Source organism: Acinetobacter sp. COS3 (assembly GCF_000475335.1).
GTDB lineage: Bacteria > Pseudomonadota > Gammaproteobacteria > Pseudomonadales > Moraxellaceae > Acinetobacter > Acinetobacter venetianus.
Window position 1 is genome coordinate 71,046 of sequence record NZ_AXCD01000067.1, and the last position, 23,646, is coordinate 94,691.

24 protein-coding genes are annotated in these 23,646 nt (G+C 39.4%); 13 read left to right on the forward strand and 11 right to left on the reverse strand.

The features are described 5' to 3' along the window. Nucleotides 1-11: 11 nt before the first annotated feature. Complete coding sequence (locus tag IO68_RS30835; protein WP_023014071.1) at nt 12-776, reverse strand: DUF4184 family protein; 765 nt, start codon at nt 774-776, stop codon at nt 12-14. Nucleotides 777-913: 137 nt separating this feature from the next. On the opposite strand from IO68_RS30835, the gene znuD reads away from it, so the two are divergent. Both znuD and IO68_RS30845 read left to right on the forward strand, forming a co-directional pair. Next, nucleotides 914-2,980 carry a zinc piracy TonB-dependent receptor ZnuD gene (gene znuD / locus IO68_RS30840; protein ID WP_023014072.1) on the forward strand — a complete coding sequence of 689 codons (2,067 nt, stop codon included), beginning with the start codon at nt 914-916 and terminating at the stop codon, nt 2,978-2,980. 79 nt (nt 2,981-3,059) lie between these two features. Further along, on the forward strand, nt 3,060-4,523 hold the full coding sequence (locus IO68_RS30845) for a phospholipase D family protein (RefSeq protein ID WP_023014073.1): 1,464 nt from the start codon (nt 3,060-3,062) through the stop codon (nt 4,521-4,523). Nucleotides 4,524-4,549: 26 nt separating this feature from the next. Here IO68_RS30845 and IO68_RS30850 read toward each other — a convergent pair whose 3' ends face one another. Continuing rightward, nucleotides 4,550-4,999: a hypothetical protein gene (locus IO68_RS30850; protein WP_171068585.1), complete on the reverse strand. Its 450-nt coding sequence runs from the start codon at nt 4,997-4,999 to the stop codon at nt 4,550-4,552. Between the two features lie 171 nt (nt 5,000-5,170). Between IO68_RS30850 and IO68_RS30855 the strand changes: the two genes are divergently transcribed. Together IO68_RS30855 and IO68_RS30860 are read left to right on the forward strand one after the other, a co-directional pair. After that, a complete protein-coding gene (locus tag IO68_RS30855) occupies nt 5,171-5,656 on the forward strand; it encodes an RcnB family protein (protein WP_004877299.1) in 486 nt (161 codons plus the stop codon). Between the two features lie 151 nt (nt 5,657-5,807). Further along, the gene (locus IO68_RS30860; protein ID WP_004877296.1) at nt 5,808-6,173 is read left to right on the forward strand and encodes an RcnB family protein; all 366 of its coding nucleotides are present in this window, start codon (nt 5,808-5,810) and stop codon (nt 6,171-6,173) included. A gap of 41 nt (nt 6,174-6,214) precedes the next feature. Here the strand turns inward: IO68_RS30860 and IO68_RS30865 are convergent, their stop codons facing one another. Beyond that, a complete protein-coding gene (locus tag IO68_RS30865; RefSeq protein WP_023014075.1) occupies nt 6,215-6,712 on the reverse strand; it encodes a phosphate-starvation-inducible protein PsiE in 498 nt (165 codons plus the stop codon). A gap of 491 nt (nt 6,713-7,203) precedes the next feature. Here IO68_RS30865 and IO68_RS30870 point away from each other — a divergent pair, with 491 nt between their 5' ends. The 5 genes from IO68_RS30870 to IO68_RS30890 are packed head-to-tail and all read left to right on the forward strand — an operon-like array spanning nt 7,204 to nt 10,880. Then, the gene (locus IO68_RS30870) at nt 7,204-7,599 is read left to right on the forward strand and encodes a type IV pilin protein (protein ID WP_023014076.1); all 396 of its coding nucleotides are present in this window, start codon (nt 7,204-7,206) and stop codon (nt 7,597-7,599) included. Continuing rightward, the gene (locus tag IO68_RS30875; protein ID WP_023014077.1) at nt 7,596-8,066 is read left to right on the forward strand and encodes a GspH/FimT family pseudopilin; all 471 of its coding nucleotides are present in this window, start codon (nt 7,596-7,598) and stop codon (nt 8,064-8,066) included. The genes IO68_RS30870 and IO68_RS30875 overlap by 4 nt, the downstream gene beginning before the upstream one ends. A gap of 11 nt (nt 8,067-8,077) precedes the next feature. Continuing rightward, nucleotides 8,078-8,578: a hypothetical protein gene (locus IO68_RS30880; RefSeq protein ID WP_023014078.1), complete on the forward strand. Its 501-nt coding sequence runs from the start codon at nt 8,078-8,080 to the stop codon at nt 8,576-8,578. Between the two features lie 12 nt (nt 8,579-8,590). Then, nucleotides 8,591-9,670 carry a PilW family protein gene (locus IO68_RS30885; RefSeq protein ID WP_081401475.1) on the forward strand — a complete coding sequence of 360 codons (1,080 nt, stop codon included), beginning with the start codon at nt 8,591-8,593 and terminating at the stop codon, nt 9,668-9,670. A 13-nt stretch (nt 9,671-9,683) separates the two neighbouring features. Further along, entirely contained in the window at nt 9,684-10,880 is a 1,197-nt protein-coding gene (locus tag IO68_RS30890; RefSeq protein ID WP_023014080.1) for a hypothetical protein, read from the forward strand. 52 nt (nt 10,881-10,932) lie between these two features. Here the strand turns inward: IO68_RS30890 and IO68_RS30895 are convergent, their stop codons facing one another. Next, complete coding sequence (locus IO68_RS30895) at nt 10,933-12,714, reverse strand: acyl-CoA dehydrogenase C-terminal domain-containing protein (RefSeq protein ID WP_004877291.1); 1,782 nt, start codon at nt 12,712-12,714, stop codon at nt 10,933-10,935. Nucleotides 12,715-12,874: 160 nt separating this feature from the next. Continuing rightward, complete coding sequence (locus tag IO68_RS30900) at nt 12,875-14,677, reverse strand: acyl-CoA dehydrogenase C-terminal domain-containing protein (RefSeq protein ID WP_023014081.1); 1,803 nt, start codon at nt 14,675-14,677, stop codon at nt 12,875-12,877. On the opposite strand from IO68_RS30900, the gene IO68_RS34030 reads away from it, so the two are divergent. Continuing rightward, complete coding sequence (locus tag IO68_RS34030) at nt 14,669-14,842, forward strand: hypothetical protein (protein ID WP_155598339.1); 174 nt, start codon at nt 14,669-14,671, stop codon at nt 14,840-14,842. The genes IO68_RS30900 and IO68_RS34030 overlap by 9 nt on opposite strands. 123 nt (nt 14,843-14,965) lie before the next feature. On the opposite strand, the gene IO68_RS30905 is transcribed toward IO68_RS34030, so the two are convergent. Beyond that, a complete protein-coding gene (locus IO68_RS30905; RefSeq protein ID WP_023014082.1) occupies nt 14,966-15,340 on the reverse strand; it encodes a hypothetical protein in 375 nt (124 codons plus the stop codon). A gap of 131 nt (nt 15,341-15,471) precedes the next feature. Between IO68_RS30905 and baeS the strand changes: the two genes are divergently transcribed. Together baeS and IO68_RS30915 are read left to right on the forward strand one after the other, a co-directional pair. Continuing rightward, nucleotides 15,472-17,142: a sensor histidine kinase efflux regulator BaeS gene (baeS, locus tag IO68_RS30910; RefSeq protein WP_023014083.1), complete on the forward strand. Its 1,671-nt coding sequence runs from the start codon at nt 15,472-15,474 to the stop codon at nt 17,140-17,142. Between the two features lie 49 nt (nt 17,143-17,191). Beyond that, on the forward strand, nt 17,192-17,878 hold the full coding sequence (locus IO68_RS30915) for a response regulator (RefSeq protein WP_004877282.1): 687 nt from the start codon (nt 17,192-17,194) through the stop codon (nt 17,876-17,878). Nucleotides 17,879-18,152: 274 nt separating this feature from the next. Here the strand turns inward: IO68_RS30915 and IO68_RS30920 are convergent, their stop codons facing one another. The 3 genes from IO68_RS30920 to IO68_RS30930 all read right to left on the reverse strand — a co-directional run bounded on the left by IO68_RS30920 (nt 18,153) and on the right by IO68_RS30930 (nt 21,498). Continuing rightward, entirely contained in the window at nt 18,153-18,734 is a 582-nt protein-coding gene (locus IO68_RS30920; protein ID WP_023014084.1) for a L,D-transpeptidase family protein, read from the reverse strand. Between the two features lie 15 nt (nt 18,735-18,749). Further along, a complete protein-coding gene (locus IO68_RS30925; RefSeq protein ID WP_023014085.1) occupies nt 18,750-20,192 on the reverse strand; it encodes a protein adenylyltransferase SelO in 1,443 nt (480 codons plus the stop codon). Between the two features lie 136 nt (nt 20,193-20,328). Continuing rightward, complete coding sequence (locus IO68_RS30930; RefSeq protein ID WP_004877277.1) at nt 20,329-21,498, reverse strand: acyl-CoA desaturase; 1,170 nt, start codon at nt 21,496-21,498, stop codon at nt 20,329-20,331. A 211-nt stretch (nt 21,499-21,709) separates the two neighbouring features. Between IO68_RS30930 and IO68_RS30935 the strand changes: the two genes are divergently transcribed. Next, nucleotides 21,710-22,237, forward strand: a complete 528-nt coding sequence (locus IO68_RS30935) for an META domain-containing protein (RefSeq protein ID WP_023014086.1) — start codon at nt 21,710-21,712, stop codon at nt 22,235-22,237. 29 nt (nt 22,238-22,266) lie between these two features. Here IO68_RS30935 and IO68_RS30940 read toward each other — a convergent pair whose 3' ends face one another. Both IO68_RS30940 and IO68_RS30945 read right to left on the reverse strand, forming a co-directional pair. Beyond that, nucleotides 22,267-22,986, reverse strand: coding sequence for a glycerophosphodiester phosphodiesterase (locus IO68_RS30940; protein WP_023014087.1), 720 nt, complete (start codon nt 22,984-22,986; stop codon nt 22,267-22,269). Between the two features lie 19 nt (nt 22,987-23,005). Continuing rightward, a complete protein-coding gene (locus IO68_RS30945) occupies nt 23,006-23,593 on the reverse strand; it encodes a cob(I)yrinic acid a,c-diamide adenosyltransferase (protein WP_023014088.1) in 588 nt (195 codons plus the stop codon). Nucleotides 23,594-23,646 lie beyond the last annotated feature (53 nt).

Sequence of the window (23,646 nt, forward strand, 5' to 3'; positions counted from 1 at the left end):
ATGTTGGAAAACTAACCCAAACGGCTTCTACGATCAAAAAATAACAACAATAAACAAGCAATACTCATGAGAATAAGTCCAGTTTGAGAGAATTCATTTATAGACCTACCGATATAAAAATAGCGTTCACTGTTCCAACGCTCAGCTGGAATTTGTAGGTGTAAATTCCATACAGCGCAAAAACCCACGGTTATAGATATGAGTAAACTTAATACAAAAAATAATCTTAGTTTAATTGGTATGTGAATGTGCTGTTTGTGGCTTTGATAATAGTTAAGGCACATCCATAGCAAGATAGGTAAGGTCAAGACGGATGAGACAATTTGCAAAATAAAATGTAAAGGATAATTCAGACCCCACAAAGAAACTTCTTGGGCAAGTACTGTTTTAAATGCAAATGTACGGAAATCAAGATGGGTAAGCCCATCCCAAATCAAATGCGTCGCTGCACCGATCACAATTGAAACACAGCTCATCAAACTAAAGGCAACAAACTGATCAAAGGAATGAATATTGAGAGAATACTGTATTGATAAAACACGAAAGATCACAGGACGGTACAGCAGATACCACAATAAACAAAAAAATAATCCAATTGGCAGATTGGGAAATAACAACCCTGACCATTGATGTGTAAGTGCAATCGTTTCAGTTGTAAATAGGCGATATAGATCAGGCGTCATACAGCCAATTGCAAGAGCAGCAATGGGGAGCTGACCTTTGCTAAATTTGGATAAAGGTGGTGCTAAAACGGCATGTGAAAGGGTAAATGGCATATCGTTTGAAAACGAGCATTCATAAAATCGTGGAGAAGCAGTGTAGCAAATGTAATTTGCAACTGTGTTTTTTATTGCAAAATAAATGAAATGTTATAGTATAACAAAAATATCGATAAACTGATTCGAGACATGGTATGTCATTTCCACAGAATATTTTGACCTTATCTATTTTAGCTGTTGTCGCTTTACCGACTTTCGCTGCTGAAAATGAAGAAGTTCAAACTTTAGAAACAATACGAATTAAAGCACACCCACTAGAGCAAACATCGAAAGATTTTGCAGTTGCAGATACTGTTGTGGATCAAAAGCGTCTTGCCCAAGGTGCTGTTACGATTGGTGAGGCACTCAGTGGTGAGACTGGAATTGCATCCAATCAGTTTGGTGCGGGTTCTAGTCGACCTGTGATTCGTGGTCAAGATGGACCACGCGTAAAAATCTTGCAGAATTCTTCTGAAAATATTGATGTTTCTACTTTATCACCTGACCATGCAGTTACGGTTGATCCAGCACTTGCAAAGCAAGTTGAAGTGATTCGTGGTCCATCGACATTATTGTTTGGTGCAGGCACTGTGGGTGGCTTGGTCAATGTCAATGACAGTAAACTCCCAACACAAATGCCTGAAAAAGGCTATGAAGGCAACGTTGGTCTACGTTACAACACTGGAAGCGATGAAAAATTAGCAACTGCGGGTGTTACGGTTGGTTTAGGTGATCAAGTTGCTTTACGTGTTGAAGGCTTAAAGCGTGAGGCAAATGATTATATTGCCCCAAATTATTTTCATGAAGGTGAAAAAGAGCGTCGTGTCGACAATACCTTTGCTGAAGGGCAAACAGTAAATGTTGGTTTGTCTTGGATTTATGATCGAGGCTTTACAGGTATTTCATATAGCAACCGCCAAGATAAATATGGCTTGCCAGGGCATAGTCATGAGTATGAGAGTTGTGATGCACATCTTTCAGGACGCCCACATTTACATTGTGGAGATCACGACCATGATCATGGTGATGAGGATGATCATGACCATGAAGAACATGCACATGATGCAGGGCCTTGGATTGATTTGAAGTCTGAACGATATGATTTCCGTACCGAGCTAGATGATCCATTTGTGGGCTTTAAAAAGTTACGTGCTCAAGCAAGCTATACTGATTACCAACATGATGAAATCGAAGAAGATACCATTGCAACACGCTTTAAAAATAAAGGTTACGACGGGCGTTTAGAGTTAGTACACAATCCAATTGGACCTTGGGAAGGGGTGATTGGTACGCAATATAATCAACAAAAATTAGAATTAACGGGCGAAGAAGCATTCTTAGCACCGAACACAACAAAAAAATGGAGTGTGTTTGGTTTAGAGCATGCGCAATTTAATGATGTACATGTTGAGTTAGCTGCACGTGCAGATCAGCAAAAAATTGATATTGAAGATTCTAGTAAAAAGAATTTCGACGGTTCAGCCTTTTCTGTTTCAGGTGCCGCAAATTGGGAGTTCGCACCAGACTATAAATTATCTTTTGTGGCATCTCATCAAGAACGTTTGCCATTGGCTCAAGAGCTTTATGCAGATGGTGGTCACTTCGCAACCAATACCTATGAATTAGGCAATGATCAACTTGGTAAAGAAAAATCAAATAATGTGGAGCTTGGTTTCCATTTTGACAATGACAAATTTGATTATCATGTTCATGTTTATCATAACTGGTTTGATGATTACATTTATGCACAAACCTTAGATCGTTATAAAGACTTCCGCTTAGTGCAATATACCCAAGATAAAGCACGTTTCTATGGTGCTGAAGCAGAGGCGAATTATCAAGTTTCTTCAATCTATAAGCTTGGCGTATTTGGTGATTATGTTCGCGGTAAGATCGATAATGAAAATGCCCCACGTGTTCCAGCAGGTCGTTTAGGTACGAAAGTCAATGCAGACTTTGGTGATGGTTTTAGTGGTTCTGCTGAGTACTATCATGTCTTCCAACAAGATAAGATTGCTGCTTATGAGACAGATACACAAAGCTATAACATGCTTAATCTTGGTGTAGCGTATTCTGGGCAATACAGCAATGTCGGAGATTATCGCGTGTTCCTAAATGCGAACAATCTGTTAGATGATCAAGTTTATCAACATGCTTCGTTCCTTTCGACGATTCCACAAGTGGGACGTAACTTTACCGTCGGTGTTAATTTTAGCTTCTAATTTTTCACTTAAATCTTATTGAAAAATCAAAGTATAAGCTCTAGCCTTAAACCATTAGGCTAGGGCTTTTTTTGTTTATATGCGTATCTTCCAACGAATCCACCGAAAATTAAACTGGTCAGGTCGACGTTACATGGCAGTCATATTGAGTATTTTTGCGATTGGGTACATTGCTTCGGCAATTTATCACACTGTAAAACCACTCCCGAAAGGCTTGGATTTTACGGGGCAACTACGTCATGCCAATGTAAAATTTTTGGCTGATCAGACTTATATGGATGCGCAAGGTCAGCAACAAGTTGATCAACATATATTTAAAGAAGTGTTTCAGTTAATTGATCAAGCACAAACAACTATCGTCTTAGATATGTTTTTGTTCAATCAAGAGGTTGGGGACTCGAAAGTTAAACAATTTCCATTAATGCAAGAACTGACTGATGCGTTGATTGTGAAACGCAAATTAAATCCTGCGATTGAAATTGTGGTCATCACTGACCCAATCAATTCTGTCTATGGTGGGATGACGCCTAAACATTATGCTCAGTTACGTCAAGCAGGTGTTGATGTCATTGAAACGGATTTAAAACCATTACGTGCTTCAAATCCACTATGGTCAGGTCTTTGGTATATCTGTTGCCAAAACTTGGGGAATAATCCTGAGGGTGGATGGTTAAGCAATCCTTTTGGTAATGAAAAGATTACTTTACGCAGTTATTTAGAATTATTTAACTTCAAGGCGAATCATCGGAAAACGTTGGTTGTGGATACTGCCCAAGGTTGGAAAAGTTTAGTCACTTCTGCTAACCCCCATGATGGTAGTTCTCATCATAGTAATGTGGCTTTAGTTGTTGATGGTGCAACCGCGATTGATGTCCTGCAAACTGAACAAACTGTTGCCAATATGTCGAAAGGTTCAAGTCCTTTTGTGATTATGGGTGGATTAACAGAAGATAAAAGTTTACCTCAAGTTCAAGTCCTGACTGAGAAAGCGATTTATGATGCTGTTTTAAAAATGATTGAGACAGCGAAAAGTAAAGAGCATATCGATATTGCAATGTTCTATTTATCTGAACGTCATATTATTGATGCTTTAAAGCAGGCCCAGCAACGTGGTGTGAACATCCGAGTCATGCTTGATCCGAATAAAGATGCATTTGGTCGCCAAAAAAATGGTATTCCAAATCGTCAAGTCGCTTCGGAACTCAATGCAGCAGGAATTCCAATTCGCTGGTGTGATACGCATGGCGAACAGTGCCATAGCAAAATGTTGGTCAAATACAATACCCAGCAAGCTGAGCTGATTTTGGGTTCTGCAAACCTTACTTCACGTAACCTGAAAAATTATAATCTTGAAACAGATTTTCGCGTGCTTGGCGCAGCACAAGCGCCAGTGTTTAAAGATGCTGGGCAGTATTTTGATGCAGCATGGACAAATGCCAATGGTCGTCAGGTGACGGTTGATTATTCAAAATATGCAGATGAATCGAAAACCAAATACTGGATCTATCGTTTTATGGAATGGTCGGGATTGTCGACCTTCTAAAAGAAAAGAGGCGTTAAGCCTCTTTTTTATTGTGGATTTGGTGGAATAAGTTCATCCAAATCTTTATCAGCCATCTGATCCAGTTCACTTAAATCAGTTTTAATTTTCCACTGATTTTCATCTTCAACTGGGGTGGGTAGACGTGCCTCTAACCAGTCACAAACAACATCTGGATTAAACTCCGGATGATTACACTGGATCACCCATGCCAAGAAATCTTTGGCTTCACCATTCATATAAGGTGGTGGAGATACTGGAAAAAATAGTGTCGGTAAACGTTCGTTTGTAGATAAGTAATTCAGCACATGCCCAAGCTCTTGAACTGTTTGCCATGCCAGTGGATGTTCGACATCAATATTGAATTTGAACCACCACGCATGTTGACCATCTGCGCCATGTGCCACAATTCGAGATTCTTGCACACTCGGAACTTTGCAGAAAAATTGATAGAGACGATCAAAATTCATTTCAGACACAGACATTGCCTCAAAACCAAAAAAACGATCTTAACATATCTCGATCTCTGATGAAGTCAGTACAGCTAATCCATTGAATAGGGCACTTAATCTGAAAAAATATTATTACAACAGATATGCTGCTTTTTTATTCTAAAATAAAAGGATACTCTGATTTTTAGGGAGATGCAGATGAAACAATCTAAATTTCATATCTATAGTTTGGTTGGTATCTTGAGTTATCTTCCTATTTTAGCTTATGCAAATAATTGGGGGGGATACACAGGTTCGGAAAGACGTTCATATCCTCAAACACCAACGTATCAGCAACCTGCACAAGATCCGTTTGCATTTTCAAATCAGCGCTATACACCGACTGCACCACCGAAAGGCTACTATTATCAGCCTAATCAAAATAATTATTATCCCTATCCGCATCAACGACCTGGTGTTCGGATTGAATATTATCCAGATACGCAATATGAGCACAGCTATCGTAGAGAGTCTTTTGTTGTTGGTAATGAATTACCGAGCGAGTTTCGTAGTGAGCGATATGTGATTCGGGATTGGGATAGCTATTCTTTGCGTGAACCACCAAGAGGTCGCCATTGGGTGATGATTGACGGGCGTTATCTTTTGGTGACTGATGATAATTTTAGAATTGAAATTATTCGCTGATTTTCAGGTAATTTTCATTATTTAATTGAAAATAGGTTCTCCATATTTTCTTGGATTTTATTACAAAGCTTTGCAATGTCATTGGTTTTATTCATGGTTTCTCCTTGAGTTTCTCTTAATCTGATTTCAGATCAAAACTGAGGATCAAACAATGAAAAAGGCAGTCGTTTTACTCGTATCAACTTTAATGTTAGGTGTTTCAGCATCTGCTATGGCGGATTCAAATCGTTGGGATAATCACCATGATTACAAGCACCGCTATGATCAACGTTATGATCGATACGAGCATCGAGATCAACCACGTTGGTCAAATGGTGATCGTGGTAATCATTATGGTCAACGTATTAACTTTAAACGTGGAGAGCGTTTACCGTCAGAATATCGCAACAAACGTTTTATCGTTTCGAATTACCGTTATCACCGTTTATATACGCCACCGCGTGGGTACAACTGGATGCAAGTTCAAGGTAAATATGTATTGGTGGATTCGAAATATCGTGTCTATCGCGTTGCATAATAAGCATAATCAAAAGCAGGCATTCAAGCCTGCTTTTTTATTTAGGCCAATTCATCATCTTGAGGTTGCGGTATTTTATTCGTTGGAAGTTGCTGTTCATGCTTTTTACCACGAATCACCGAAGGGTAGTGCCATGAAGCAAAACGAACAACAAGAATTGCCAAAGCCAAAATTAAGATTGATCCTGTAATAATGACCAAGTCCATCGAAGCTTTGTGATTATGCTGAATATCTGCAATTAATAAACGAGTAAGTGCTGTAATTGCAACATAAATCAAGAAACGAACGGGCATATGATTGGTTTTAAAATAAATCCCGACCATTGCACCGAGTTCAAGATAGATAAATAACAATAAGATGTCATCAATCGTTGCATACTGTTTGACGGTTAGAATTTCAATCACAGTATGAACGGCTGACCATGCAATCATACAGCCAATGATAAACAGCGCGAGATAATGAAAAGCTTCAACGGCATAGTGACCAAAGCGATCCAATAAACGCTCTAAATTTTCAAGTTTTTCTTTCGAGTTCGACATAAAGATTAGGCTACTCAATATAGGTATATGAGTTTGTTATGCAAATTTTATGCTGAATTTTAACAAACATGTTTTGTGTGTTTCAAAGCTTGTACATGTGTGTCAGTAAATAGAGAGTATTTTCTGAAAATTTTTCTGTAATCCTAAAATAATTAATACGTTAAAAATGATAGTAACTCTTGCTTAAAAATATCGACTTATACTTCAATGGGTTATTGGTTGTGTTGGTATATTTTATTTTACCTTTTGGTAAAACATTGGATTATTTAAATAAATATTTATGATTTATATTATATTTTACAGTATATTATGTTGAATTAATTTTTACATGGTAAAAAAATAAAAATAATTTTTTGAACAATAAGAATAAAAAAATGACACTTTTGGTCATGTGATTTTTATCTTTTGATAAATGTTTAAAGAAATAATATGATGACTTGGCAATATTTAGTCTAAAAAAAATTTATAAAAGTTTTATATTAGGATGGCAAATGAGAGCATCGTCGGGGTTCACATTAATCGAATTAATGATAGTGGTAGCGATTATTGCAATTTTTGCTGCGATTGCTATACCAAGCTATACAAAGTATATCGTTGCGAGTCATAGGACGGATGCACAGGCAGCCATGCTCAGCCTAGCACAGTATTTAGAAAGTAAGTATAACGCTAGTTTTAGTTACCCAGCATCGACGGATATACCTAGTGGTTTGAAGGCACCTAGTCACATATCTACCTATTATACGTTATCGGTAACTATCCCAAGTGGATCACAAGCTTATACCATCACAGCAACGCCAACCAATGCTCAGTCTGATTCTATGTGCGGAACCTTAACGATCAAAGAGGATGGATCCAAAACACCTACAACTGCAGGGTGTTGGAAATGAGAAGTTTAGAGGGATTTACACTTGTTGAGTTAATGGTTACGGTAGCCGTGCTTGCAATTCTGGCCACGATAGCTGCACCTAGTTTGAGTAACACTTTAAAAGATACTAAGGTGAATACCAGTAGCAGTGATGTGCTAAATTTTTTACAACAATCACGTACTGAAGCAATTCGATTAGGGCATCCAGTAACTGTATGTGCTAGCACAGATGGTTCATCTTGCGTGACAACGAATAAAAACAATTGGGCTGTTGGTTTGATTGCCAAATCGGGTTCAACCATCGTACAAAAATTTGTATTTGATAATGCTTCACTGACGGTGACTGCACCTGACAGTATTACTTTTAATACAGTGGGTTCAACGAATAATAATTATACCATCACAGTGGGTATGTCTGGTGCTTCGACTAATTATTCTGTTTGTGTCGAAGTCATAGGACGGGCATCGAAAAGTAAGACGGGGTGCTAGTTGTGAATAAGATGAATTCTCAGAAAGGTTTTGTATTCATTGAAGCACTTATTGCAATGTTTATTACGGCAGGTGTTTTACTTACTTTGGGTGTCTTGCACTTAAAATCCATGCAGCAAAGTGCTTTAACAACGCAGCGCACAATTGCAACTATTCAAGCAAATGATTTAATAGATCGGATGTGGGCAAGTGTTTGCTCTTTAGATAATGCAGCAGGTGCTCTTAATCAAGAAACCACAGGGCCTTTAAACGCGATTAAAGTCCAGTGGCAAAATCGTTGGAAAGTCACAGGCAATACGAGTGATTTTGTTGCAAGCTTATCTAGCAGTCAAAAAGCACTACATGGACGAATGAATGGGTGGGCAGGTAATTTAGAGGTCGTTGATGTGACTAAGCGTCGATATAAAATTACGATTGAATGGCAAAATCAAAAAGCCAAATGGTATGAAACAGATCCAACGACAAAAGAAACATTTCACTATTTTTTCACCGTACCAAAATGTGATGTTTAAGAGAGGGGACACATGAGAAATAAAATGCAAATGCCTCGATCACAAGCAGGTGTGTCCCTTGTGGAGTTGATGGTAGGTTTAACAATTGGATTGATCATCACAGCAGGAGCGATGACTGTTTTATTCTCTAATCAGAAATTGATTCTAAGTAAAGATAAGATGGATCGTGCACAAGAAAATTTCCGTTTTGCTTCAACTACGATTTCACGTGTGGTGCGACAGGCAACTTCATTCGGTATTCCAAGTGATAATAATGAGTTAATAGTACATTTTGATAGCTCGCAACGAGATTGTTTGGGGCAAACCAATTACTCCAGCGTAAATACATTCAAGGTGGATGCGGATAATAAATTACTTTGTATTTTAGATTTGAATGATGGTACGAGACAAACTATTACTTTGGCTGAAGATATATCTGATGTTAACTTTACTTATGGTATTCAAAATGGTGCTTCTGCTAACTCACTAGTTTATAGACCTTTTTTTATTGGTGGGGATGGGACAATAACAAATCCATCCGTCAGTAATGTTTGGGGAACTGTGACTAGTGTACTGACAAAGATGAGTGTTGTTGATGGTGAGGCTAAAAAACCAACTGTTGATTTTATTTCAACCTCACATCTGTTGGCGATGACACAACTTGCGTCAAGTGGTGGAACAAGTAAAGTGAATCCACCAAGTTCTGGTGGGGGTAGCAGTACGCCTGAGCCTGATGATGGGGATGACGATACTGATGATCCAAATGATACTGGTGATGGAAGTGATAATCCACCTGATGATGGCAATGGTGGAGACGAAACTTGCTCAAATTCGATGTTAGCTAACATTAGCTTAACTGCTAATGGAACTACTCATCCTTGGAGTGGTGGAAATTTTGTGGCGGGAAAAGCGGCAACGGTGACTCTTACTGTGAATAATAGTGTTAACCGTACAGGTTGGACTATTGATAGTGATAAAGATAGTTCACCACCTGAAAGTTTAAATTTAACCCACAGTTTTTCTTTGCCGAATGGAAATAATAAGCAAATGAAATTGACCTTAAGATGTGGCACTCAAGTGACTAGCGAGAGTATCACTATATACAGTAATTAGTGGAGAACAAAAAATGAAACAACAACACGGTTCCGTACTGATTATTACAGTTGTGATTTTATTTGCTGTGACCATGATTAGTTTATATGCGATGCGTGGTACGATCATCCAAGATAAGATGACGGCAAATATCACAAATAAAGTGATTACAACCAATGCTGCTGAGGATGGTGCGACACAATTTTTGAATTGGGCAAATGATCAGTTTAAAAACCAAGGTGGGTGGCCAACATCAAATACAGATAAAAGTCGTTGGAATACGGTTGCAAGTATTCCGAATAGCAATACTGGAACATTAACGGTTAATTCTGGAAATAATGGTTATTTCTGGATTAACCCGTCAGACAATATTATAGGTTGCGTAACTACGAATACCAATCCGTGTTGGGATGATGAGAGTAAGATTGTTACTGTCAAAGTAACAGGTAACTTAATTAAAACTAGTAATAGTACAACTAAGATTTTAGGGCAAAGTGCTTATCAGATTAAGATTAAAGGCAAGTTTCCTGATGCGGTCAAACTACCAGATTTTCCTGCAGCTTTAACTATAGGTGGAAATGTTGGTTCATTTACTGGAAAAAATAGTAATCAATTTAAAATTAATGGTACTAGTAAGCTTGCAATTGCGACTATGGATCCTAGTTCAAATAATAGTACGGTGTTAAATGGTATTCCAGCCAATAGACGAGATGCCGATCATTATCAAGGTGGTGCAGATTGCCCATCTGCAAGTGGCGCATGTGTAAAAGAAACAGACCTAGGAATGTGGGAAAATCCGAATGAAATTATGGCGTATGTGGATACCATTAAAAGCTTGAATGGTGTGACATATATCGCTGGTAATGTGAGTGGAAAGCTTGAAGATGCTGTACCGTCTTGTGCTGGAATTGTGATTATTAGAGGTAACTATACTGCTAATGGACAACAATGTGGTGGTAATTTTAATGGCGTATTACTTGTTCTAGGGGGGCAATATAATTTGTCGGGTGGGGGAAACACTAAAATTCGTGGTGCAGTTTATGTTGCTAATATTCAGGCTGATGGGGCTGGATATGCCTTTAAAGGAACAAGTGCAGCAAATTTTAGTGGTGGTGGTAATATGACGATTACTTATGACCAAAGTTTTCTAGGTGGAGATCCTGACAATCCCTTAATCAGTGGTGAACAGAAAACAACGATTCTAGCTTGGAGTGATGTTGACACGCTCTAATTATTAATTTAAAAAAACGCCTGAATTTTCAGGCGTTTTTTTGCTGATAGATTTAAGCTTGATTTGTAAAGTAGTCTTCGCTGAAGTTCATAATGAGATCAGAACCAGCTTCAACTTTCTTAATGCGGGCTTCTAATTCTGGCAAGATACGAGTAACGAAGTACTGTGCCAATGCAAGTTTGTTTTGATAGAAGTCACCAGATTTGTCTTTCGCAGCAGCAGCAATTTTTGCGAACATATAGCTAAAGCTGAGTAAACCAACTGCATGTAAGTAATCAACAGCAGCTGAGTTCGGGAACTCAATATTTTCAGCAGCTTGCTCAATGATGAATTGAGTAACAGCTTCAACTTCAGTTGCAGCATCTAAAGTTGCATCTTTGATGAAGTTCAAATCAGCATCTAATGTATTTGCAAAATCACGAATTTCAGCGATGTATTCAGCGATGAATGCACCACCATTTTTAATCACTTTACGACCAATTAAGTCTTGTGACTGAACGCCGTTTGTTCCTTCGTAGATTTGCGCAATACGAAGATCACGAATACATTGTTCCATACCCCATTCACGAATATAACCGTGACCACCAAATACCATCTGAGCATCTAAAGTTGCTTGGAATGCTGTATCAGTAAGGTATGCTTTTGCAATTGGTGTTAATAGCGCAACGCGGTCATTGGCTTTCTTCACAGCTTCAGCATCAGTTGAGAATTTAGTGATGTCGAGCTGTTGACCAACATACACCGCAAATGCACGAGATGCTTCATTGTTCGCACGGACATTAAGCAACATACGACGTACATCACCATGGACTAAGATGCTATCTGCTGGTTTGTTTGGCGATTGAACGCCAGAAGCACTACGACCTTGTAAACGATCAGTCGCATATTGAGCTGCATTTTGATAAGCAAACTCAGAAGCTCCAAGACCTTGGATACCCATTGATAAGCGCTCGTAGTTCATCATCACGAACATCGCAGCAAGACCTTCGTTTTCTTTACCAACGAGATAGCCTTTTGCACCGTCAAAGTTCATTACGCAAGTTGCAGATGCTTTGATCCCCATTTTGTGTTCAATTGAACCAGGACCAACAGGATTGCGTTCACCTAAAGAGCCATCTTCATTTACAAGGTACTTCGGTACGATGAATAAAGAAATACCACGAGAACCCGCAGGTGCATCAGGTGTTTTTGCCAATACGAGGTGAATGATATTTTCAGCTAAATCATTGTCGCCACCAGTGATGAAGATTTTAGTACCAGTGATGTTATAAGTACCATCTTCATTACGTTCAGCTTTAGTTTTAATAATACCTAGATCAGTACCCGCATGAGGTTCTGTTAAGCACATCGTACCTGACCATTCGCCAGAGTAGATTTTAGGTAAATAAGTTTCTTTTTGCTCTTGTGAGGCATAGCTATTTAAAGCCATACCAGCACCAACTGAAAGGAGCGGGTAGAGCATGAATGATGGGTTTGTAGCGAATAACATTTCGTCAGAAAGTACCGTCAGCATTTTTGGCATTTCTTGACCGCCCCATTCTGCATCAGCACCTAAGCCGATCCAGCCGCCTTCAGCATATTGACGGAAAGCTTCTTTGAAACCAGCAGGAGTGAATACTTCACCATTTTCCCAACGTGCGCCTTCTTCATCGCCCGTACGGTTTAACGGGTGCGTCACGTTTTGAGCAAATTTCGCCATTTCTTCTAAAATAGCTTCAGCAGTTGCAGCATCTACATGAGCAAGTTTCTCATTAGACTGCCAAAATTGTTCTGCTTTAAATACATCATTTAAGATGAATTTCATGTCTGCTAAAGGAGCATTGTAAATTGGCATAATCGTTCCCTTCTACGCACATGTCATGTGCAAAGTGATCAAATAAAACGAACAAATAAATGAATAGTGTAAATTTAGCATTGATTAAACAAAAAAAGGACGGTCAAAACTGACCAGTCCTTTTTCTGTGATGAACGTTGCATCTCATTCTAAACTATGTTTAGAAAGCGAAGTGTTCCGCATCAAGTTCAAACAATGGCGCTACGCCAGTTGAAAGTACGTCTACGTGAGAGCGAACACGTGGCAAGATCTTCTTGAAGTAGAAGCGAGCTGTTGTGATTTTCGCATTGTAGAAGTCAACTTCAGTTGAACCTTCAGCTAATTTTTCTTGAGCAACAAGTGCCATACGAGCCCATAGGTAAGCAAGCGTTACATAACCAGCGAAGTATAAGTAGTCAACCGCAGCTGCACCAACCTCATCAGGGTTTTGCATTGCACGCATACCGATTTGCATCGTGATGTCGCCCCATTCTTTGTTAGCAGCAGCCAATGGCGCGATGAACTCTTGCATAGCAGCATTGTCTTTGTTTGCTTCAACAAATTTATGGATGATCTTGGTAAAGTCTTTCAGCATTGCACCTTGAGTTTGCAATACTTTACGACCTAATAAGTCAAGTGCTTGGATTTCAGTTGTACCTTCATATAAGCAAGCAATACGTGTATCACGTACGATTTGCTCCATACCGTGTTCAGAAATAAAGCCGTGACCACCAAATACTTGAACACCGTGTTTAGCAGATTCAGAACCAGTTTCAGTTAAGAATGCTTTAGCAATCGGTGTTAACAATGACAAGATGTTGTCTGCAAACTTACGCTCTTCTTCAGTTTCGCCTTTTTCAACGATATCTGCATATTGAGCAAGTAAGTAAACCAGTGCACGACCACCTTCAGCAAATGACTTTTGAGTTAAAAGCATGTTGCGAACAGCTGGGTGAACAATAATTGGATCTGCTTCTTTTTCAGGTGCTTTAGGACCAGAAAGTGAACGCATTGCTAAACGGTCTTTTGCATACGCTAACGCGCCTTGGAAAGAACCTTCAGATGCAGCAAGACCTTGTACAGCCGTACCAATACGTGCAGTGTTCATGAATGTGAACATGCAGTTTAAGCCACGGTTTTCAGGTCCAATTAAGTAACCTTTTGCTTGATCAAAGTTGATCACGCAAGTTGCATTACCGTGGATACCCATTTTATGTTCGATAGAACCACAACGTACTGAGTTGCGCTCGCCAACAGAACCGTCATCATTTACATGGAACTTAGGTACGATGAAAAGAGAAATACCTTTAGTACCTTTTGGAGCACCTGGTAAACGTGCAAGAACGATATGGATGATATTGTCAGCCATGTCATGCTCACCAGCAGAGATAAAGATTTTCTCGCCAGAGATTGCATAACTACCGTCAGCATTTGGTTCAGCTTTAGTACGGATAATACCAAGGTCAGAACCAGCGTGAGATTCTGTTAAACACATCGTACCTGTCCATACACCTGAAACAAGGTTTGGAAGGTAAGTTGCTTTTTGCTCATCAGAACCGTGATGTTCAAGCGTACGAACAGCACCATGAGAAAGACCAGGGTACATACCCCATGACCAGTTTGCAGTACCAACCATTTCAGAGATCGTGATCCCTAAAGAGTTCGGTAATGCTTGACCGCCAAACTCTTCATCAGCAGAAAGAGAAGGGAAGCCTAGTTCGATATATTTTTGATACGCTTCTTTGAAACCTGTAGGCGTAGTTACAACACCGTCATTCCAAGTACAACCTTCACGGTCGCCCACTTGGTTTAAAGGAGAAAGTTCATTCTCACAGAAATCTGCCGCTGCTTCTAAATATTGATCAACCAATTCACGGCTTACGGTGCCTTGAAATGCAGGAAGTTTTGCGTAATGTGCTTCAGCATTTAATAATTCGTGCAATACGAACTGCATATCACGTAAGGGTGCTTTGTATTGTGGCATAGCGGGTTCCTCAATACTGGTGAAACCAGAGTTAAAATCTTAGTCAATGATAAATGTGCCCAATTGGCACCATTTTGTACCGCTAATCGTGCAACAAGTTATAGTTCGGTACAAGCTTTTGCAGGTCATTTCTTAGTGACTGCGAAGTCAAAGTTTGTGATTTAACCTGTTTAAGCTCCTAGATTGTAGGTGTTTTTTTTCGAATTTACTTAAACAGCTTGTTGAAAATCGTAAGCAGCTGTGTAAATAAAAAAAGGCGCTAAAAAGCGCCTGTGAGGAAGATGAATATTAGGTCGTAGCATTTGGCTGACGTTTAAATTGCGATTTATCTGGCGTAAAATGAACTTCACATGTACCTTCGATTACACGATTATTCCACTGAACATTCACACGTTCACCAATGCGTTTACCCTGACAAGCCTTTTCGATCTGTGCACGTTGGGCTTGATGTTCTTTACGCATTTGTTCGCGTTGCTCTAATCGTTGTTCACGTTTTTCTTGCCACTCAGCACGTTGCTCTGGTGTAAGCGGTGCACGTTGCATATTATGGCGGTGATGATCGCGATTCATTGACTGTTCTGCTGGCGTTGTCGATTGACAAGCAGCTAAACCTAAAGCAGAACCGAGTAGAGTGGTCATTAATACAATTTTTGTCTTGTTCATTGTTTTATCCAGCGTGATCAGTTGTGATTCGATGGTTAAAGATTAGATAATAAAGATGAAGAAACAATGGAGAGTTTTTTTCGACCATGTTGGTTACAATCCATAAATAGAACAATATTGAGACTCAGCTTTTGAATGTTCGTCGTGTCCCTATCGCCTTACGCTTATTTTTAACGGTGTTGCTTACAACTTTGCTGATCGCCACGATTAGCTTAGGTATATTGCATTGGACGATGCAAAAGAACTTTGCTCGTTATGTCGCAGATGTGGAAATGCAGAAGTTAGACCGTTTAATTGCCAATTTAGGCAATGTTTACTCTGTTTATCATGATTGGGGCAATGCGATTCAGGCACAGATTCTACAAATTGAAGGGACTGCGGCAGCAGATGACTATGATCGCTTGTCTCAGTGGTGGTTACGCCGACAGTATGATATTGCATTACAACAACGTTATTTTAATGATCATACCTTACTCAGCTTATCTCCGACATTAGCGCAAAATAGTACAGAAATAAAAAGCCGTCAGATTTTTAATGAAGAAGAACTCAGAATTTTGAAGCAAAATTTACCTTCGGAATATCAACCCTTTGAAGGCTTGCGCTTTCCTTTAAGTCAGAGCCAATTTCGTTTAAAGAAAGATACAAAAGAGAGTAATAAACAAACGGGTCAACTCAATCAGAATAATGAACATGGGAAAAAGCAGTTTGTGGCTATTCCTGATCGATTGGGCTTAAGCTCGCGTCTTTCTTTATATGATAATAGACATCAGTTTATCGTGGGAGAGCCTACAACCGATCAAATTTCTTATCGACCTATTATGGTCGGTCAAGAAATTGTGGGCTATTTAGGCTTGAAGCCTGTGCTTGATCAGGAAGATGCATCCAGTATTAATTTCTTTAGTAATCAAAAGCGTTATTTATTGCTTGTGTATGCCTTAACTGTACTTTCAAGTTTGGTTGCGGCTTTGCTGATGGCAACTTATTTTAAAAAGCCAATTCAGCGTCTCCTCAAAGCAACTTTGGAATTAACTCGAGGTAACTATCAACATCAAGTTGTGATTAAACGAAATGATGAACTCGGTGATTTATCAAATCAATTGAATCATTTAGCTGATATTCTACATCAGCATGAAGAGTCTCGCCGTCAGTGGGTTGCGGATACTTCACATGAGTTAAAAACACCATTGGCAGTGCTGCAAGCTCAGATTGAGGCGATGCAAGATGGGATTCGTAAAGCGACACCTGAGCATTTGGATGCAATGATGCGTCAAGTAAGCAGTTTGAAGAAGTTGACACAAGACCTTGCTGATTTGGCGCAAGCAGATGCTCAACAATTGAAGTGTTATTTCTCAGAAGTTGACCCGTGGGATGTCGTTGTACAAGAGGTTGAAAACTTTAGATCAACCTTTGAACAGCACCAATTAGAGGTTTCTTTATCAGGTGAGGGTGTCAAACTTTCATTAGATAGAGATCGTTTGAAGCAGATTATTGTCAATTTGTTAGGTAACTGTGTTCGTTACACTGAGCAAGGTGGAAAAATACAGATTCACACTCAACAAAATGATCAACAATGGATACTGTATGTTGATGATAGTCCATATGGTCTGAGTGATGAGCAACTGACACGTTTGGGTGAGCGTTTCTACCGTGTTGATGATTCTCGTACACGTAGCACAGGTGGTACAGGTTTAGGTTTAGCATTGTCATGTAAATTAGCGCAAGCCTTAGGTGGTTCACTGAGTTTTGATCACTCACCACTGGGTGGGTTGCGTTGTGTATTGACTTTTCCAAAAGCAAATTAAATATTGATAGATCCTCCAAGTGTTGAGGATGATAAATAGGAAGAACACCATGAAACATATTATGTTGGTTGAAGATGAAGTTGAACTGGCACAGTTGGTTCGTGATTATTTAGAAGCAGCTGGTTTTGAAGTCAGTATGTTTCATGATGGGCAAGATGCGTATACCCAATTTCAGCAACGCAAACCAAGTTTAATGATTTTGGACTTGATGGTACCTCGTATGGATGGTCTAACCATTTGCCGTAAAGTACGAGAGCAGTCTGATCTACCGATCATTATGGTGACTGCACGTACTGAAGAAATTGATCGTGTTTTAGGTCTAAATATGGGAGCCGATGACTATATCTGTAAACCATTTAGCCCTAAAGAGTTAGTTGCTCGAGTGCAAGCCGTTTTACGCCGTTTAGAGCGTAAAGCTGAGCCTGAGCAAAATGACTTATTCCGTATTGATAAAGCGCAACAACGTATTTGGTATCAACAAAAAGCACTGACGTTGACGCCAACAGAATTTCGCATTCTAGAATTGTTCTTAGAGCATTTGGGACAAGTGTATTCGCGTGCACAGTTACTCGACCATATTAATCCTGACAGCTTTGATGTTGCGGATCGCGTGATCGATAGCCATATCAAAAACCTCCGTCGCAAGATCTCTGAAGCGGCAGATACGGGTAACCGTCACGAGTGGATTCAGGCGGTTTATGGTGTGGGTTATCGCTTTGAATATCCTGATGAGTAAGTAACTTTGTTTTATCCTGTGGATAACCACAGCGTTATCCACAGAAAATGTGGATAGTTTCTTAAAAATTTTGTAGAAATTATCTACTTTTATGCTCTTTAGATAAAAACAGAAGTTGTCGATTTTTAAATATTACATTACTTTACAAAAGCTTATGGTAAGTGAAAAGGGCTGTTGAAGACATCTACATACCTTGGAAGTTATCCTCTGCATAAGCCTTATACGGTTTAATAAAGCGGTTCATCCCCAGTAGACAGATATTATTTCTTTAGGATTATGGATGAATGATGATAGGCGTATTGTTCTTAACGAGTTGCCAAATTTCATCCATATCCGAATTTGTAACAGCAATACAGCCTAATGTCCAATCCTTGCGCGGCATATATGAAGCGCTACTTGGGAATGAGGTTGCTTGCTTTGGGACAGTGCCATGAATCATCACATCGCCACCTGCAGATTGATTATGTTGTTTGGCATAAGCCGCATCATTTGCGTTGGGGTAGGAGATATGCAGTGACTTGTAGAATGCACTTTCTGAGTTACGCCAATCAATCGTATACGTTCCTTCAGGTGTTTTACCATCACCTTCAAATTGTTTGTGCCCATTTGGATCAAAGCCTAAGCGAATAGGATAGCTTCGGATAACTTCTTGTTGATGTTTCAGTTGTAATAATCTTTGATCTTTAAACACCTCAATCGTGGTGACTGGTTTGGTTTTGTTTAAGCTTTCTATTTCTTGGGCTGAAAGGGCTTGATGTTTTGATACAAAAGTTGGAATAAACTTTTCATACTTATAAAAAGTAAATCCGCCCAAGATGACAATGATGATAGTTGCAACAAAAAGCCCTAATTTCATATTGATCCTCGTAACTTAGGATGAGCAACTTACAGAAACTTCAGGTATATCACTTGGTAATGGTGCAGTGTCCTGTTCAGTTTCCAACTCTAGTTGTCGAGTATAGGGTTGATTAAGCAACTGGAATAAACGTTCAACCTCACTGAAATCCCCACGTTCGGCTTGTTCAATTGCTTTTTGCGCCATGTGATTACGTAAAATATAATGTGGATTGGCTTGTTGCATGGCTTGGTCTAATGCGACAGTATCTTGATGTTCACGAATCTGTTGATATTGATGCATAAACCCATCAAATTGACGTAAATCTATGCAATCATCACGAAGTGCTTTATATTCTTGGTTTTGTAAACGAAGAAAGCTCTGAGTGTAGTCGAGTTGTTCTGTTTGCAAGATTCGCAAGAATGAAAAACTGCAATCTAAGCTATCCTTATGAAAATGAGGAAGCCCCATCTTTTGACATAAACCTTGTCCATAATGTTCTAAAAAAATAGGTTCGAACTGTTCTAAACATTTTGCTAAATCAAGTTTGAATTGTTCTTTTTGTTCAGCTTCAGCCAAAGGAATGAGATTGTTTAACCAAGTCCACAGATTCCAGTGGCCCACACTTGGCTGATTTTGATAGGTATAACGACCTTGGTAGTCTGAATGATTGTTGATCCAATTAGGTCGGAAACGCTCCATAAAACCATAAGGGCCAAAATCTAAAGTAGAACCTGTAATATTTAAGTTATCTGTATTCATCACACCATGTGCAAAACCGACCAATTGCCATTTTGCAATCATAATTGCAGTCCGATCAATTACAGCTTGAGCAAATGCAAGTACTGGATTTTCAGCTTCTAAACATGCTGGATAATGCCATTCAATGCATTCCTGAGTAAATTCGGCCAATAGCTCAGGTGCATATTGGTTAATCCATTCAAAATGCCCTAAGCGAATATGACAATCTGAAGTACGTAATAGCATGGCGCCGAGTTCTAAGGTTTCACGCTGTACGCCTTGACTTGAAGATGTAAATCCGATGGCATGACTTGATGCAACGCCAAGTGCATTGAGTGCATGACCTGCCAGATATTCACGAATCACTGAGCGTAGTACAGCACGCCCATCCCCCATACGCGAGTAGGGAGTAGAACCCGCACCTTTAAGATGAAGATCAATCGTTTGACCTTGCGTATTGAGGATTTGTCCAATCAATAGGCCGCGACCATCGCCCAGTTGTCCTGCCCATTGCCCAAATTGATGTCCTGCATAAACCATCGCTAACGGTGGAAATTCAGCAAAGGTTTTTTGCCCACTACAAATTTCAACCCAGTTCGCTTTGTCTTCTTCACTCCATTGCAACTCATCCGCCAAAGCTTCATTGAAATGACCTGCTTTTGCACCACGCAAAGGGCTGGGTTGCTGTAGATGATAAAGCTTGGGATTCAGAGCGTTGTAGCGAGGATTGAATTGCATAACTGAAATATCTTGGGAGGGGAATGTGTTGACTATAACAAATTTTAAGCTGAGCAGCGATGAAGTCCGTGATAGCAAATATGTATCAGTAGACATAAAAAAGGCCTCGTTGTGAGACCTTTTTTTTATATTGAGTTTATTCAGAAACAGGTGCTTTTTTAATATTACGCATCAATGTTTCTAAGCACTCACGATGATGAGCAAGTCTGTGTTCAAGCAATTGGAAATCAACTTTCAGTTTATGATCCATTTGATGAATTTTCTCAGCTACAGCTGCTTTTTTCGCTTGGATTTCTTGCTCTTTCAATTTCGCCCAATCATTTAAGGTATGGGTAAATGCTTCATATTCTTGCGCAATACGTTGCTTCATTTGAACGATGTCAGTATTTACATCGTGCCCATAAATTGCCAAATCTTGTTCAGCATATTTAAACTTCATTGCAAGTTCGGCTTTTTTAATATTAAAGCTTGGAATACGACGTAAGTTTTTAGCTAGACCGAGCTTAGAACTCGTCCAAATTAACCATTTTGTTGGGTCATATTGCCACCATTTTACCCCATTACGATAGTCGTATTGGAAAATGTGGTGGTAATTATGATAACCCTCGCCCCAGGTGAGGATGGCGAGAATAAAGTTATCACGCGCCGTATTTTCATCTGTATATGGACGTTTGCCCCACATGTGGCAAAGCGAGTTGATGAAAAAAGTCACATGATGGCTGATGAATAAGCGAACCAAACCACCTAGAAGTAATACGCCCCAGATATCGCCTACAAGCCAACCAATAGGTAACAAAATACCTGCATGGACAGCAATGACGAGTGGAACGTAATATTTATCTTGGAACATCACTAACTTGTCATTTAACAAGTCTGGTGCATTTTTATAGTTTGGTTCAGCGGCTGGGTAGTTACGTAACATCCAACCCATATGCGCGTACCAAAAACCATTATTAATTGAATAAGGATCTTGGTCGACGTCATCAACATGACGGTGATGTGTACGGTGACCAGAAGCCCAAAACAGAATGCTGTTTTGAACCGCAAATGTACCTGCGATCATCAATAAAATTTTAAGAGGTAAAGCTGCTTCATAAGCACGATGTGCCCATAAGCGGTGATAGCCTGCAGTAATACCTAAACTGCTTATACCCAGTAAGACAAACATGCTAATCCATGCGCCCATACTGAAGTCATGATGATAGGTATAGATTGGAATAGAAATTAGTGCAACAATTGGTAGAAATACCAACGCAAAAATTGCAATCCAATTAATAGGTGCTTTCTTGAGTGGGGCGGAATTCATATCCGGCAGCGCTCCTAATATCCTTGTTTGCACAAGATAATAAAACTAAACGAGATAGCAAAACCAATCATGACGATATATTGCTATGTTATCACTGATATTAGCATGCTCGGATTCATTAGCACTAGTATTATTGTACAGTTGTATCGAAAGAACAGTAACAGAATTCATTTGTTAGCTTGATCAATGAATTAAAAGGTGAAATAAATCAATGTCTGAGCAATTTACCGTGAAAAATCCTATTTTCTCCAAGAAGGCATTTTTTAACAAAACTTTCATATTATCTACTGTTGTGATGCTTGCGGCTTGTCAAAGCCAGCCATCAAAAGTGCAAAAAAATACCTTACAACCCAAACGAGTAACTCAGTTACCGAGTATGCAAGTACGTAAAAGTACTGATGGCGTTCAAGATGTCGATTGGCAAATTACCATGATTCAAAACAAGCGGGCTTTGTTCTTTAATCAATATCCGAGTTTTACTTTGAATTCGGTATCAAAATTGGTTTCTGGGCATACGGGATGTAATAACCTTTATGGACGTTACACCTATGACTTTGCTCAAAGAAAGCTTGATTTTGATGTCATGGCGGGGCATTACAGTTGTAATAAGGCTTTAGCTCAAGAGGCGGATCTTATGGATGCAATACAACGTGTTACACGCTTCCAATTTGATGGAACAAATTTATATTTGTTAGATGCTAAAGGGCAGAGATTAATACAAGCACAGCGTAAAAAGTAAAAAGAAAGGCAGAATTTGTTCTGCCTTACTTATAACTGAAGGTGTTGTAACATCGTTGTCGGAACATCTGTAATTAAACCTTGGATACCGAGTTGTTGGAGATGTTTGGCTCGATCAACATCATTCACAGTCCATACGCTGATCTCTAAATTGGCTTGCTGAGTTTGGCGAATGATGTCATCTGTAGCGAGTTGATCTTTCCATCCGATTCGACAACAGCCATATTGATGTGCAAGTTCAATTGCATATTCTCCGACTGGTATTTCGATCAGCAAACCTCGTTTAAAATGGCTTTGTTGTTGGGCGAGAGCAGCTAAAATTTTGATATCAAAACTGGTAATCGTTGCTGTTTTTTCAAAGCTTTTGAGGTCTTGTTGTACTTGGTGAATTAGGCGTTCGGCAGCAGCCTCATCGGAGACAGCTTTCACTTCAACTTCGATATGCTCAAAGTCAGTTAAGCAATCTAAAACGTGGGGAAGATTAGGGGTGTATTCTTCAAATGCCCACGCATGCCATTGATGGCGATGATCGAATTGTTGTGCTTCAAGTAAATTACAGCTTTCAACATGTTGTGATCTGCCCGTGGTACGAACAAAATCATCATCATGAATCACAACCAATTGGTCATCTTTGAGTTGGCGTACATCAAACTCAACTGCACGTATGCCTAAATCATGCAGGTAACGAAAGCCACCTAACGTATTTTCGGGAGCTTCACCCCGTGCACCACGATGACCAATAATTTGCATTCGTTATCTGCCTTTTAGCTTATTGTGCGTCAATGCTGTCATTAATATTTTTTTGCCACAGAACTTCACTACCGCCTTCGGCACGTTGTAAAGCACGTGAAGCAACAAATAACCAGTCTGATAAACGATTCAATAATTGTAATGCGGTTGCTTGAATATTTTGGTCTCGATTCTGTACAGACATTAATGCGCGTTCGGCGCGGCGGCATACGGCACGTGCTTGATGAGCATAACTACAAGCCAAGCTTCCTGACGGTAATATAAATTCTTTGAGCATTGGCAAAGATTCATTCATTTGATCGATTTCTTTTTCAAGAAACTCGATACAGACAGGTTGGAGCAGGTGATAGTTTGGAATACACACTTCACCACCAAGATCAAATAACCAATGTTGAATTAGGCTTAGACTTTTATCCCAATCGGTTTTATTTTCAATTTGAGATGCGCTGATTTGTGCTCTTAATACGCCAATAGTTGCATTAAGTTCATCAACGTCACCCAAGGCGGTAATACGCAAATCATCTTTGGCTACACGAGAACCATCTCCAAGACCAGTAGTGCCTGAATCACCTGTACGTGTATAGATTTTGCTTAAACGATGTCCCATTGGGTTTCCTAAAAATAAAAAGGGGATAATGTCGGTCAAAACATTACCCCGAA